The organism is Pseudomonadota bacterium (genome assembly GCA_022572885.1).
In the GTDB taxonomy this organism is placed as follows: domain Bacteria; phylum Pseudomonadota; class Gammaproteobacteria; order Steroidobacterales; family MnTg04; genus MnTg04.
The window spans coordinates 21,236-33,829 of record JACZVC010000005.1 but is presented as its reverse complement, the minus strand read 5'-3'; the positions used below and the strand labels follow the sequence as shown (position 1 = coordinate 33,829).

Here is a 12,594-nt window from a genome sequence, read left to right as displayed (position 1 = left end):
TATTGGCACAATGCGCCTCCTGTTAGCCCGCCGCAGCCGGGTTTTCGCAAATTCCGCGGCCCGGCAAACAGGTCGTCACAACTGGAGCAGGCAGATGCATCGCATACTCGTACTCGGGGCTGGGAAAATAGGCGCTTTGATCAGCGGCTTGCTGGCCGATTCCGGTGACTACCAGGTTCAACTCGCCGATATAGACGGCGCCGCGGCCCGGTCGGTTACCGAGTCGCACGGACTGGATAACGTGACGGCGCATGAGCTGGACGCCACCGACGCGATCAAACTGGCCGCGTACATCGATGACCATCCGGTGGCCGCCGTAGTTTCCGGTTTGCCCTATTTCTGCAACGAAGCGGTTGCCCGGGTCGCCCGTGACAAAGGGATACATTATTTCGACTTGACCGAAGATGTTTCCGTGAGCAGGGCAATCCGGGAAATCGCGCAGGGGGCGGATCGCGCGTTCGTACCGCAATGCGGTCTGGCGCCCGGATTTATCAGTATCGCGGCCAAGGAATTGATCAGCCATTTTGACGAACTGCGATCGGTAAAACTCAGGGTGGGCGCGTTGCCCCAGCATCCGAACAATGCACTGAAATATTCGCTGACCTGGTCCACCGATGGGGTCATCAACGAATATGGCAATTTGTGTCACGCCGTCGTCAACGGCGAACTGGTGGATGTGCTGCCGCTGGAGGGTCTGGAAGAAATTGAACTCGATGGCACGCTCTACGAAGCGTTCAATACTTCGGGTGGATTGGGCTCGCTGGCGGAAAGTTATGCCGGCCAGGCGGTGACAATGGATTACAAGACCATACGCTATCCTGGGCACTGCGCGCAGATGCGGTTGCTGATGAACGATCTCAAGCTCAACGAAGACCGTGACACTTTGAAGAAAATTCTGGAAAACGCTGTTCCCCACACGCTGCAGGACGTGGTCATTATCTATGCGGCGGTTACCGGGATGCAGGATGGCCAACTGCGCGAAGAAAACTACGTCAACAAGGTGTTTCCGGAAATGATCGCCGGGCGCCTGTGGTCGGCTATCCAGGTCACCACGGCTGCCGGTATCTGCAGCGTGCTTGACCTGGTGGTATCCAATGGCATCCAGTACAGCGGTTTGGTCCGCCAGGAAGATTTTCGTCTCAAAGATATTCTGGATAACCGATTCGGCAAATATTTTGCGCATGGCGGCAGCAACGCCGTGTCCATGCGGGCGATCGCGACCGGTGAAACCGGTCATGGAAACCGACTCAGTGGAGACGCCAAATGAATGAAATATTGCAGGCTTTGGGTCTGGAGGAATTGAATCCTGCCGCCTGGGCCGGAAAGGACGGCTGGCTACCCGGAGCAGACCGGAAGGTACTGGATTCCATCAACCCGGCAACCGGGGAAGTCATCGCCAGGGTCGGGTCGGCGTCGGCCGAGGACTATGAGAAAGTCATGAGCCAGGCGCAGCAGGCATTTCTCGAATGGCGATCGGTTCCCGCGCCGAAACGCGGGGAAGCGGTACGCCTGATCGGCGAAGAATTGCGAAAATACAAAGACCCGCTGGGCAGCCTCGTTTCGATGGAAATGGGAAAAATCAAGGCAGAGGGAGACGGTGAAGTCCAGGAGATGATCGATATTGCGGAATTTGCCGTCGGCCAGTCGAGAATGCTGTATGGCTACACGATGCATTCGGAACGGCCGCAGCACAGGATGTACGAGCAATGGCACCCGTTCGGTGTCATCGGCATCATCAGTGCATTCAATTTTCCGGTCGCGGTGTGGTCCTGGAATGCCTTTCTGGCCGCTATCTGCGGTGATGTCTGTGTCTGGAAACCGTCACCAAAAACGCCATTGTGCGGGATTGCCGTCCAGCACATCTGCAATCGGGTACTGAGTAAACATGGGTACCCCGCCATTTTTCAGACTTTTATAGACGGCGATAACTCACTGGCAAATGGCTTCGTCGACGACCCTCGGGTTGCGCTCATGTCCTTTACCGGTTCCTGCAAGATCGGTCGCCAGGTTGGCCATCGGGTCGCACAGCGCATGGGACGTTCTCTGCTGGAACTGGGGGGCAATAACGCCGTCATCGTAGACCAACACGCAAACCTGGAACTGGCGGTGCCTGCCATTGCCTTTGGCGCGGTTGGCACCGCGGGCCAGCGCTGCACCAGTACCCGCCGGGTCATCGTCCACGCAAGCCGTGCGGAGGAACTGGAAAGGCATCTCGTGCATGCCTATCGACAGGTCAGGATTGGCGATCCGCTGGCACCCGACACCCTGATGGGACCGTTGATTGACGAGCAATCCGTGGACAGATTTTTGGTTGCGCTTAAACGGGTGGAAGACGCGGGTGGCGAAATCCTGTGTGGCGGCAAGGTGCTGGACGGCCCTGGCAACTTTGTCGAACCGGCAATCGCCCGCGCTCAAAATGACTGGGATATTGTTCGGGAAGAAACCTTTGCACCTTTGCTTTACATCATCAGGTACACCAAATTTGCGCAGGCGCTGGCGATGCACAACGACGTCGACCAGGGTCTGTCATCGGCTATTTTTACCGATAATCTGCAGAACGCCGAAACCTTCCTGTCGGTCATCGGTAGCGATTGCGGGATTGCCAATGTCAATATCGGCACGTCCGGCGCCGAGATTGGCGGCGCTTTCGGCGGCGAAAAGGAAACCGGCGGCGGCCGCGAATCGGGATCGGATGCGTGGAAAGCCTATATGCGCCGGCAGACCAACACCATCAACTGGAGCAAGGAATTACCACTGGCCCAGGGGATCAAGTTCGATCTCGGCTAAGCACGCCGAATCCCGGCGAAGAAAGCGGGCCATCAGACCCGTTTTTTTCGCTTATTCGCTCTCGCTATCGGCAGCGCCCGTACCCGGTGAAAGATCGGCGTAAATCAGTTCTACCAGCCTGTCCCCATTGATAAAATTCCAGTTCCAGGTTGCGTTCAGGCTTTCCGTGAGCTGCGCAGCCAGCACTTGTTCCAGCGTGCTTTCCTGCGCGATCAGTACCGCCACAGAGTTCCTGACGGTGAGTAGGATGTCGCGGTAATCTTGCAGATCCTGGCGACTCGCCAGCGGCCCGTGTCCGGGAATAATCCTGGTTTTCTCGGTCGTCATCTCCAGGGCCAGGTTGACCGCGTGGATGGTGCCATCGACGGAACCGCCAAGATCGACGTCGATAAACGGGAACCGCTTGTTAAAAAAGACATCGCCCATATGCAGCACATCGGCGGAGGAAAAATAAACCATCGAATCTGTGTCTGTATGGGCCGGAGCGACATGAAATACCTGGATTTCATCATCGTTCATAAAAAAACTGATCCGGTCGTTGAAGGTGACAGTCGGCAATGCTGCTTCGGCTGCGGGTGGTATCCGGCCACCGATCAGTTTCCGGAATTGTTCAGTACTCATTCTCTCCCGTACCTTGTCGTGAGCGACGATGATTGCGCCCGCATTGCCGAGATTTTCGTTGCCGCCTGTGTGATCCCCGTGCCAATGCGTGTTAAGTACAAATTTGACTGGCTGGTCCGTCAAATTGCCGATCGCTTCGAGTATTGCCGGCGTAAGCGGTGCATATTGATCGTCGATCATAAACACGCCATCGTCGCCTATGGAAAGGCCGATATTGCCGCCCCGCCCTTCCAGCATATAAATATGCTCGGTCAGCTGCTGGACCTTGATTTCCACTTCCTCCTGAGACCACGCAGTCGCCGGGGACACCAGCAACGCTGCGCTCAGCCAGTAACTTGTTTTTTTCATGCATATCCCCTGTGTTGTTGATTTCAGATTTCTTCGAAACAATTCCGTTCCCGGTTCTTGTGTACTTTATCGGCATCGAAAATTCTGCCATTCATTGCAATATAAACGCCCGCCGGTTTGCTCTGCACCGCGCCGACGGCCAGCCCGACATTGAATACAGCGTCTGTAATCTGGAAACGGGCTGGGCTGAGCGCCCCGGTTAAAATGACCGTCCGCTCACCGACATCTCCCAACGCCGCAGCCGTCTCCGTCATGGTATCGGTCCCATGCGTGATCAGCACGTGACGCAAACCATCGGCCATGACCGCGTCACGGATCAGCTTCCTGTCTTCGTCGGTGAGGTCCAGGCTGTCCCTGCGCATCAATGGAATGATCTCATAATCAAAGGCGGCACCGCCGTCTTGCAACACCTTGCCGATCAACGGCTCGCCAACTTCGAATTCACTGTTGGCGTCGAAATAAATTTTGTCGATGGTGCCGCCGGTAGCAATAATCTTTAAGTGCATGAAAACGCCTGGAGGTCGCAGGTATCGGCGCAGAGTATAGCCCGGGATACCACTGGCCCGGGCTAAAATCTTCCTTCGCTACAGTGTCTTCCTGTTATCATCGTGATGACGAGGGGGTCACCGATGCTTGCATATGTCCGCCATTTCCTGCTGCTCGCGTGTCTGCTGGCCATGCCCGCCATTGCCCAGGAAGATAAAGTCGCCTACCTGCTGACGATAGATGGCGCCATCGGGCCGGCGACCAGCGACTATCTGAGCAAAGGCATCGCCGATGCCGCCAGCGAAGATGCCGCAGTGGTAATCATCCGGATGGATACGCCAGGCGGTCTGGATTCGTCGATGCGGGATATCATTCATGCCATTTTGCAATCATCGGTACCGGTGGTCGGTTATGTCGCGCCCCCCGGATCCCGGGCCGCGAGCGCCGGTACCTATATCATGTACGCCAGCCATATAGCAGCGATGGCACCGGCTACCAATATTGGTTCGGCGACACCGGTGCAGATCGGTGGCGATGGCCCGAGAAAGCCCGACTCTGAGGACGAAGAGGACGCAGAGGATGAAGAGGCAGGTGACGAAGAAGTCGAGAAAAAATCGAAAACAAAGGATACGGGCACCACTGCCATGGAGCGCAAGACCATCAATGATGCCGTCGCTTATATTCGCGGCCTGGCGGAATTGCGGGGCAGAAACGTCGACTGGGCGGAAAAAGCGGTTCGCGAGGCCGTCAATGTCACGGCATCGGAAGCGCTCGAACTCGGGATTATCGACCTAGTTGCGAAAACGCAGGCGCAACTGCTGCAGGATATCGATGGCATGAGCGTCGAGGTTAACGGTAGCGAGCAAACGCTGACGACGGCCGGGCTCGATATCAAAGTGATCGAACCCGATTGGCGAAACCGTTTGTTATCGGTGATTACCAACCCAACGGTTGCCTATATGTTGTTGATGCTCGGAATCTATGGGCTGATTTTCGAAGGTTACAACCCGGGCGCAATTGTACCCGGTGTCGTCGGCGCAATTTCGATTCTGCTGGCGCTTTATGCATTCCAGATTCTGCCGGTCAATTATGCGGGGCTCGCCCTGATCGTACTCGGCGTTATTCTGATTATCGCGGAAGTGTTTGCGCCGAGCTTTGGCGTGCTCGGTATAGGCGGGGTGATCGCACTGGTAACCGGATCGATCATCCTCATGGATACCGATATCCCCGGTTACGAGATTTCCCGCAATCTGATTTTTTCGGTCGCTATACTGAGCAGCGCCATGATCGTCGGCATTGTTTATTTCGCCAATCGCGCGAGAACGCAGCCGATAGTCAGCGGCCGTGAGCAAATGATCGGTATGACCGGAATCGCACGGGGCGATATCGACAAGAAAGGCACAGTCTTTGTCCACAGCGAATTGTGGCAGGCCAGTTCCAGTCAATTGATAATGGATGGACAGCCAGTCAGGGTCACTGCTATCAGTGGCTTGCACCTGACTGTCGAACCGGTAAACAGCACACAGGAGACTTAACCATGTTTGGGTTTGACATCATGTTCTATATAGGCTTGGCCGTCGTTTTTCTTCTTTTTATGACGTTCAAGATTCTCAGGGAATACGAGCGTGGCGTCGTGTTCCTGCTTGGGCGCTTTTACAAGGTCAAAGGGCCGGGACTGATCATCATTATCCCGGGTATCCAGAAAATGGTGCGGGTCGATCTGCGGCTGATCGTCATGGATGTGCCGACCCAGGACGTCATTTCAAAAGACAATGTGTCGGTCAAGGTTAATGCGGTGATCTATTTCCGCGTCGTGGATCCTGAAAAAGCGATCATCCAGGTTGCCAATTATTTTGAAGCAACGAGCCAGCTTGCCCAGACCACGCTGCGCTCGGTTCTTGGCCAGCACGAACTGGATGAGATGCTGTCGGAGAGAGACAAGCTCAACCACGATATTCAGGCGATACTCGACGAAAACACCGATTCATGGGGGATCAAGGTCGCCAATGTCGAAATCAAGCACGTGGATATCGATGAAAGCATGATTCGGGCCATCGCCAAGCAGGCGGAAGCCGAACGAACCCGGCGGGCAAAGGTGATCCATGCCGAAGGCGAAAAACAGGCTGCCGTTGCGCTGGTCGAGGCAGCCGCTACCTTGTCGCAAGAACCCAACGCGATGCAGTTGCGGTACATGCAGACGCTGACCGATATCGCCGGCGACAAGAGTTCGACCATCGTGTTCCCGTTGCCGATGGATCTCATCGAGCCACTAATGAAAAGAATCAAGGGCGACTGAGACCAGACCCGTCGGTCATGGCGGTTGGTCCTACCTGAAATCGCCAAACCGCAGGGAGATGCGGGCGCCGCCCAGATCGCTGTCCGTGACCGTCAATCTGCCGCTGTACAGTTCAGTGATCTCGCGCACGACCGCCAGGCCGATTCCTTGTCCGGGCATCCGCTCATCGCCCCTGACCCCTTTGCCCAGGACGTCTTCCCTTTTGTCAACCGGGATGCCGGGGCCATCGTCCTCCACGCCCAGTTCCAGCCCAGGTCTTTTCCCCCCGCTGCGAACATCAGCCCTCACCCTGACTTTCGAATGGGCCCACTTGCAGGCGTTATCCATCAAATTGCCCATCATTTCCAGGAGGTCGTCCCTGGCGCCAAAGAATTTCACACCCGCTGCGATTTCCAGTTCGATCTGCAGGCCTTTGTGCAGGTAAACCTTGTCCAGCGCTTCACGCAACTGGTGCAGCGCCGCGCGCACGTCGACCGGCTCCTGACCCAGACCGCTGACCCCCGAAACGCTGGCTCTTTTCAACTGGAAATCGACAATATCGCGCATTCGGGCCAGTTGTCTTGCCAGTTTTTCGCGATCCACTGACTCGGACTCTTCGAGCAGGCTGGTGCTGGCGGCAAGCGGCGTTTTCAGGCTGTGTGCCAGGTTGTCGAGCGTGTCGCGATATCTTTTCAGGCGCCTGCGCTCGCTTTCGATCAGCGCATTCAGGTTGCCGGTTACACCGGTTAGCTCCCGCGGGTAGTCGCTGCTGAGTTCGCTGCGTTCGCCGGACTCGATGGCCGCAATTTCCCGTTCAACCTGGTGCAGTGGTTGTAAACCCCGCCTGAGGACCAGCGCCTGGGCGATCAATAGCAAAACAGTCAGACCGCTAAACCAGGTCAGCAGCTTTTTGCGAAAGGCCTGGACCTGTGAGAAATAGCTCTCCATGTCGTGGGCGACCGTCAGCCGGTATTGCCTTGATTCGCGGTTATCGAATTCCCATTCGATGCCCATCGACAAGGCCATCAGTTGCTGGCCGTTCGGACCAGCCAGCCGCCGCGTGTACGACTCGCCCGGATCCAGCCAGCCACCGAAATCGAGGCTCCCGAGCAAAGACGGAGAACGCCATACGCGCTCGCCACCGGGTTCGACAATTTCTCCATAGAGCCCGGAACCGGGGCTGAGAAACCGGGCCTCGGCAAGGTCGTCCGGCATCACCAGCGTCGGCCCCGCGACTTCAACCACCGCGCTCAGCATGGTCAGAATCTGCACCTTCAGCAGATCTTCAAGCGCCTGCTTGCCCGCTTCGCGAAATGCGGTATCCAGGATAACGCCGGCGGCACCGAGAAACACGACCAGCAACAAGGTGCTGGAGAGCAGCAGTCGCCGGCTCATCGACTGCATCAGTCGGTAGTCTCGAGGTTGAAGCGGTATCCTCGCCCGCGTAAAGTTTCGATGGGATTGGTGCTGTTTTCCGGATCGAGCTTGCGCCGCAAGCGGCCGACCAGAACCTCGATGACGTTGCTGTCCCTTTCGAAGTCCTGGTCGTACAGACGATCGGTGAGCTCGGCCTTCGATATCACCCGGCCCGCCCTCAGCATCAGGCATTCGAGCAAACGATATTCGAACGCCGTCAGCACAACTTCCCCGCCAGCAACCGTTACGCTTTGCGCGGATGTGTCCATGCTGACCCGGCCACATGAAATCACCGGGCTGGCAAAACCCGCGGCACGCCGGATCAGGGCGTTTACCCTGGCGATCAGTTCTTCGAGCTGAAAAGGTTTGGTCAGATAATCGTCGGCCCCCGCTGACAATCCGTCAACTTTTTCCTGCCAGCGATCTCTTGCCGTCAATATCAGTATCGGGAAGCTGAGCTTTTTTTCGCGAATCGCGCCAATTAAATCCATCCCCGACATGATTGGCAGGCCCAGATCGATAATTGCGAGGTCCGGCTTGAACTCCTCCGCGAAATACAGTCCTTCCTTGCCGTCTCCCGCAGTATCGACAACATGACCCGCTTCTCTCAATTGTTCGGCCAGGCTACCTCGAAGTACGGGGTCGTCCTCTACGATTAACAAACGCATGGTCTAGAGTATCCGTCCGTTGATCCCGTCAACCCGCACGGTACGGACGCGGCCATCGTCGCCAAGAATTTTTATGATGTGAACAGGACGGTCTTTCTGTCGTCGCGTGCTGGCCTTGATAACCTTTCCGCCATATCTCGCCCTGACTTTGTCCACCGCCTGGTCCAGCGTGAAGCTTTGGTTTTGGGCCAGCCGATGGATGGGTATGCCGGGCGTCTGATAATCGCGCGCCGCTGCCGTGGCAAAAGCCTCCGCCGGCCCGGCCAATGCCAGACATATGATGAGTATCCTGAGTGTCATATGCGACATTGTCCGACCGAACCGGCGAAGGGGCAAGTTCAGTAATCAGCGACCGGCGTGATACTGACCCGCAGACGGATACGTTTGCCCGGGTCCCGGGGCATCCGGGTCATGTAGGTATCGCCTTTGTATCTGTAGGTCACTTCATAGCCATCGACCCGTTCTTCCTCACGGTAGTCGTAGGAGGTCGCGCAGCGTTGCACAACATACGATTGGTGTGGCTCGTAGCGTCCCTCGCGCTCTGCACGCCTGATCGCCGCATCGCGAGCCAGCGAACCACCAAGCAATGCGCCCAGCGCGGTCGTCGCCCTGCGGCCGTGACCACTGCCAAACTGATTGCCGATCACCCCACCGATAATGGCGCCTATTATCGTCGCGCCACCGCTATCGGGGTAAGCGGAGTGGTAACGGGACCGATACCGGCGTTCGTCCCAGCACTCCTGTACAGGAACCTTGACGGTCACGTAACGAATAATCGGCTGTACCTTGATGACCCGGGCATAAACAATTTTGCCCCGATCCGTACGCCGGTCATCGTCGTGATCGGCTGCCGCCAGCCCAGGTAGCACCAGGGCCAGTGCGCATATGCCCAGTAGCAAGTTACGATTTTTCATGATTGTGCTCCGTTTTCATCTGCTCCAAAGCCGCGGTCCTTCGCAGCTTCGATACCAGCATATAGGCACTATCCTGAACCTAAACTGAATCAGTTGAAAAGCTTGAAAATAAAGGCCTGATGGGATGCTGAGTTATCCACCGCGGAGGTTTTTCTTGGCTTTTTGCCAGGCAAGTTCGAGCTGGCTGAGGCTGAGTTCCGACAATTTCTGCCCTGACTCTTGCAGGCGTGTTTCCATGCTCTGAAAGCGCGTTGCAAACCGCCGGTTCGCCTCGCGCAACGCGGTTTCAGCATCGACATCCAGGTGGCGGGCCAGGTTCACCACGGAAAACAGCAGATCGCCAATCTCCTCGGCCTGTCTCCTTGCAGAGCCGTTATCGAGTTCGCTGTCCAGTTCCACCATTTCCTCGTCAATTTTCCGCCGCGGGCCATCCCGATCCGGCCAGTCGAACCCTGCCGTTGCCGCTCTTTGGCCAAGCTTTTGCGCTTTGCTGAGCGCAGGCAGCGCAACTGGAATCCCGTCCAATACCGAGTGCTGTCCTTTGCTCCGGCGCTCACCGGCTTTGTGCTCTTCCCATTGCCTGGTCTGTTCGGCGGAATCCCGGGATTCGGCATCGCCAAAAACGTGCGGATGCCTTTGCGTCAGTTTTTTGGAGATGGACCCCGCAACAGCGTAAAAATCGAACTCGCCCTGTTCCGCCGCCAGGTGCGCGTGAAACACGACCTGGAACAACAAATCGCCGAGTTCTTCCTGCAACTCGCGCATATCGCCCTTGCCGATTGCATCCGCAACTTCATAGGCTTCTTCGATGGTATGTGGTGCGATGCTGGCAAAATCCTGTTCCAGGTCCCACGGGCAGCCGGTCTTCGGGTCCCTGAGTCTAGCCATTACTTCGAGTAACTTATCCAAGTTATTCATAAAATGTTGTTTTTACTTAATAATTTAGAGAAAGCGATCAACATCGCGGCGGTGGCGCCCCAGATATTCCGGTCCTGCCAGGGAATCTCATGGTAAGTCACTGGCACGCCCATGAACTCGCGATTTCGCCTGACCCAGTTATCCGGATTCAACAAAAAAGCCATCGGCACCTTGAAAACCTCGTCGACTTCCACTTGGTCCGCCGCTACCGTGTACCCGCTACGCAGGAAACCGACCACCGGCGTCACGACAAAACCGGTGATCGTGATATAGGGTGCGAGATAGCCGGCGATTTCGACACAGGCTGGATCCAGACCTATTTCTTCCTCGGCCTCTCTTAACGCCGCGGCAAGCGGCCCTGCATCCTGCTTTTCCAACCTGCCACCGGGAAAACTGATCTGCCCTGCGTGGTGTTTCAGATGGCCCGCTCTGCGGGTCAGTATGACCTCGGTATCCGTTGCTCCGACCAACGGTATCAGGACGGCGGCGGGAACCAGGGTTTCCGGCCTTATCAGTTTGCGCGCGCGCTCCGGCAAGTCGCCCGCCAAGGCGGCTTCGACCGGGTCGGATGCCGGTGCGGTATTTTTCAGGACTGCCAGAATGCGCTCGCGCATTAGCGGCGCACATATTTCGCCAGTGCCATGGCTGCCGGCGGGCAAGTAATTGAAAGTCGAGGCATTGATATGCCGATTGCTGGGCAGGCTAACTTTTGACGCCACCGCCCGTCAGGGCTTTGGGGTCGAGAAGTTTCTCGAGTTCTTCCCTCGGCAAGTCTGTTTCCTCGTTTGCGACATCGAGGACCGATCTGCCTTCCCGATAGGCTTTCTTGGCAATCGCGGCGCCTTTTTCGTAGCCAATAATGGGATTCAACGCGGTTACCAGGATCGGGTTTCGCGCCAGCGCTGCGCCGATTCGTTCCTCGTTGACGGTAAAGCCTGCTATCGCCGAATCGGCGAGCACTCGCGAGGCGCCGGTCAGGATTTCAATACTCTGCAGCAGGTTGTAAGCGATTACCGGTAACATGACATTGAGTTCAAAATTTCCAGCCTGGCCACCGATAGCGATGGTGGCATCGTTGCCCATCACCTGGGCGGCAACCATGCAAACGGCTTCGGGCACGACCGGGTTGACCTTGCCGGGCATGATGCTGGAGCCCGGCTGCAACGCCGGCAGGGAAATCTCGCCAAGCCCCGCCAGCGGGCCACTGTTCATCAGCCGCAGATCATTGGATATTTTCATCAGGCCTACCGCCAGTACCCGCAGCTGACCAGACATTTCAACCGCCGTGTCCTGGCAGGCGAGACCGGCAAAGTGATTGTTGCCGCTGGCGAATGGAATCCCTGTTTTGCCCGCCAACCGGGCGGCAAACTTGCCGCCAAACTGCGGATCAGCGTTGATGCCGGTGCCTACCGCGGTACCTCCCTGGGCAAGCCGGTACATTCTGCCCAGGCTATCGGTGATCCGCTCCGTGCCCAGGTCGATCTGGCTTTGCCAGCCGGAAATCTCCTGACCCAGACGAACCGGCATCGCATCCATCAGGTGGGTTCGTCCGGTCTTGACCACCGAAGCGCATTCCGCAGCCTTCTTCTGCAACGCCGAGGACAAATGGGCCAGCGCTGGCAGCAAGGATTCGTGTACTTCCAGGGCGGCGCTGACATGGATCGCTGTCGGAATTACATCGTTGCTGCTCTGACTCATATTGACGTGGTCGTTGGCGTGTACCGTCAGCGAGTCGGTGCTGGCCAGACGCGCTACCACTTCATTCGCGTTCATGTTGGAGCTGGTGCCGGAACCGGTCTGAAACACATCGATGGGAAAATGCTCGTCGTGCTTGCCATCGGCAACCGCCAGCGCGGCTGTTCGGATGGCATCCGCTCGCTCGGCATCCAGTCCACCGAGCTCCTCGTTGACGCCGGCGGCGGTCCATTTGATCAGGCCAAGCGCCCGGATAAACGGGCGTGGAATGGTTAGTCCACTGATCGGAAAATTCTGTACCGCACGTTGGGTCTGTGCGCCCCATAATGCTTCTGCCGGCACATCGAGTTCACCCATGCTGTCACTTTCAGTGCGGAATTCCTTAGCGGCCATCCTGTTCTCCATTTATTTCTTTGCGGGTCGCCTGACCGACGTGAACATCTGGATTGGGCGCCGCCAGACTCCT

At 56.9% G+C, this 12,594-nt stretch carries 13 protein-coding genes; 4 read left to right on the top strand and 9 right to left on the bottom strand.

Annotated features, from left to right (window positions below):
* Window positions 1-94 precede the first annotated feature (94 nt).
* Window positions 95-1,267, top strand: a complete 1,173-nt coding sequence (locus IIA05_02980) for a saccharopine dehydrogenase NADP-binding domain-containing protein (protein ID MCH9026066.1) — start codon at window positions 95-97, stop codon at window positions 1,265-1,267.
* A complete protein-coding gene (locus IIA05_02975) occupies window positions 1,264-2,787 on the top strand; it encodes an aldehyde dehydrogenase family protein (GenBank protein ID MCH9026065.1) in 1,524 nt (507 codons plus the stop codon). Before IIA05_02980 ends, IIA05_02975 begins: the two co-directional genes overlap by 4 nt.
* A gap of 51 nt (window positions 2,788-2,838) precedes the next feature.
* Here IIA05_02975 and IIA05_02970 read toward each other — a convergent pair whose 3' ends face one another.
* The gene (locus IIA05_02970; protein ID MCH9026064.1) at window positions 2,839-3,756 is read right to left on the bottom strand and encodes an MBL fold metallo-hydrolase; all 918 of its coding nucleotides are present in this window, start codon (window positions 3,754-3,756) and stop codon (window positions 2,839-2,841) included.
* Between the two features lie 23 nt (window positions 3,757-3,779).
* Window positions 3,780-4,262: an asparaginase gene (locus IIA05_02965; GenBank protein ID MCH9026063.1), complete on the bottom strand. Its 483-nt coding sequence runs from the start codon at window positions 4,260-4,262 to the stop codon at window positions 3,780-3,782.
* Between the two features lie 123 nt (window positions 4,263-4,385).
* Here IIA05_02965 and IIA05_02960 point away from each other — a divergent pair, with 123 nt between their 5' ends.
* Both IIA05_02960 and IIA05_02955 read left to right on the top strand, forming a co-directional pair.
* Window positions 4,386-5,777 carry a nodulation protein NfeD gene (locus tag IIA05_02960; GenBank protein MCH9026062.1) on the top strand — a complete coding sequence of 464 codons (1,392 nt, stop codon included), beginning with the start codon at window positions 4,386-4,388 and terminating at the stop codon, window positions 5,775-5,777.
* A 2-nt stretch (window positions 5,778-5,779) separates the two neighbouring features.
* A complete protein-coding gene (locus IIA05_02955; protein ID MCH9026061.1) occupies window positions 5,780-6,538 on the top strand; it encodes a slipin family protein in 759 nt (252 codons plus the stop codon).
* A 30-nt stretch (window positions 6,539-6,568) separates the two neighbouring features.
* Here IIA05_02955 and IIA05_02950 read toward each other — a convergent pair whose 3' ends face one another.
* The 7 genes from IIA05_02950 to IIA05_02920 form a co-directional block, all read right to left on the bottom strand.
* Window positions 6,569-7,912, bottom strand: coding sequence for a hypothetical protein (locus IIA05_02950; protein MCH9026060.1), 1,344 nt, complete (start codon window positions 7,910-7,912; stop codon window positions 6,569-6,571).
* Window positions 7,913-7,920: 8 nt separating this feature from the next.
* Window positions 7,921-8,601 carry a response regulator transcription factor gene (locus tag IIA05_02945; protein MCH9026059.1) on the bottom strand — a complete coding sequence of 227 codons (681 nt, stop codon included), beginning with the start codon at window positions 8,599-8,601 and terminating at the stop codon, window positions 7,921-7,923.
* Window positions 8,602-8,604: 3 nt separating this feature from the next.
* A complete protein-coding gene (locus IIA05_02940; GenBank protein ID MCH9026058.1) occupies window positions 8,605-8,910 on the bottom strand; it encodes a hypothetical protein in 306 nt (101 codons plus the stop codon).
* 29 nt (window positions 8,911-8,939) lie between these two features.
* The gene (locus tag IIA05_02935) at window positions 8,940-9,515 is read right to left on the bottom strand and encodes a glycine zipper 2TM domain-containing protein (protein MCH9026057.1); all 576 of its coding nucleotides are present in this window, start codon (window positions 9,513-9,515) and stop codon (window positions 8,940-8,942) included.
* Window positions 9,516-9,647: 132 nt separating this feature from the next.
* On the bottom strand, window positions 9,648-10,433 hold the full coding sequence (gene mazG / locus IIA05_02930; GenBank protein ID MCH9026056.1) for a nucleoside triphosphate pyrophosphohydrolase: 786 nt from the start codon (window positions 10,431-10,433) through the stop codon (window positions 9,648-9,650).
* Window positions 10,430-11,152, bottom strand: a complete 723-nt coding sequence (locus IIA05_02925) for a CoA pyrophosphatase (protein MCH9026055.1) — start codon at window positions 11,150-11,152, stop codon at window positions 10,430-10,432. The genes mazG and IIA05_02925 overlap by 4 nt, the downstream gene beginning before the upstream one ends.
* Window positions 11,136-12,521: a class II fumarate hydratase gene (locus tag IIA05_02920; protein MCH9026054.1), complete on the bottom strand. Its 1,386-nt coding sequence runs from the start codon at window positions 12,519-12,521 to the stop codon at window positions 11,136-11,138. Before IIA05_02920 ends, IIA05_02925 begins: the two co-directional genes overlap by 17 nt.
* Window positions 12,522-12,594 lie beyond the last annotated feature (73 nt).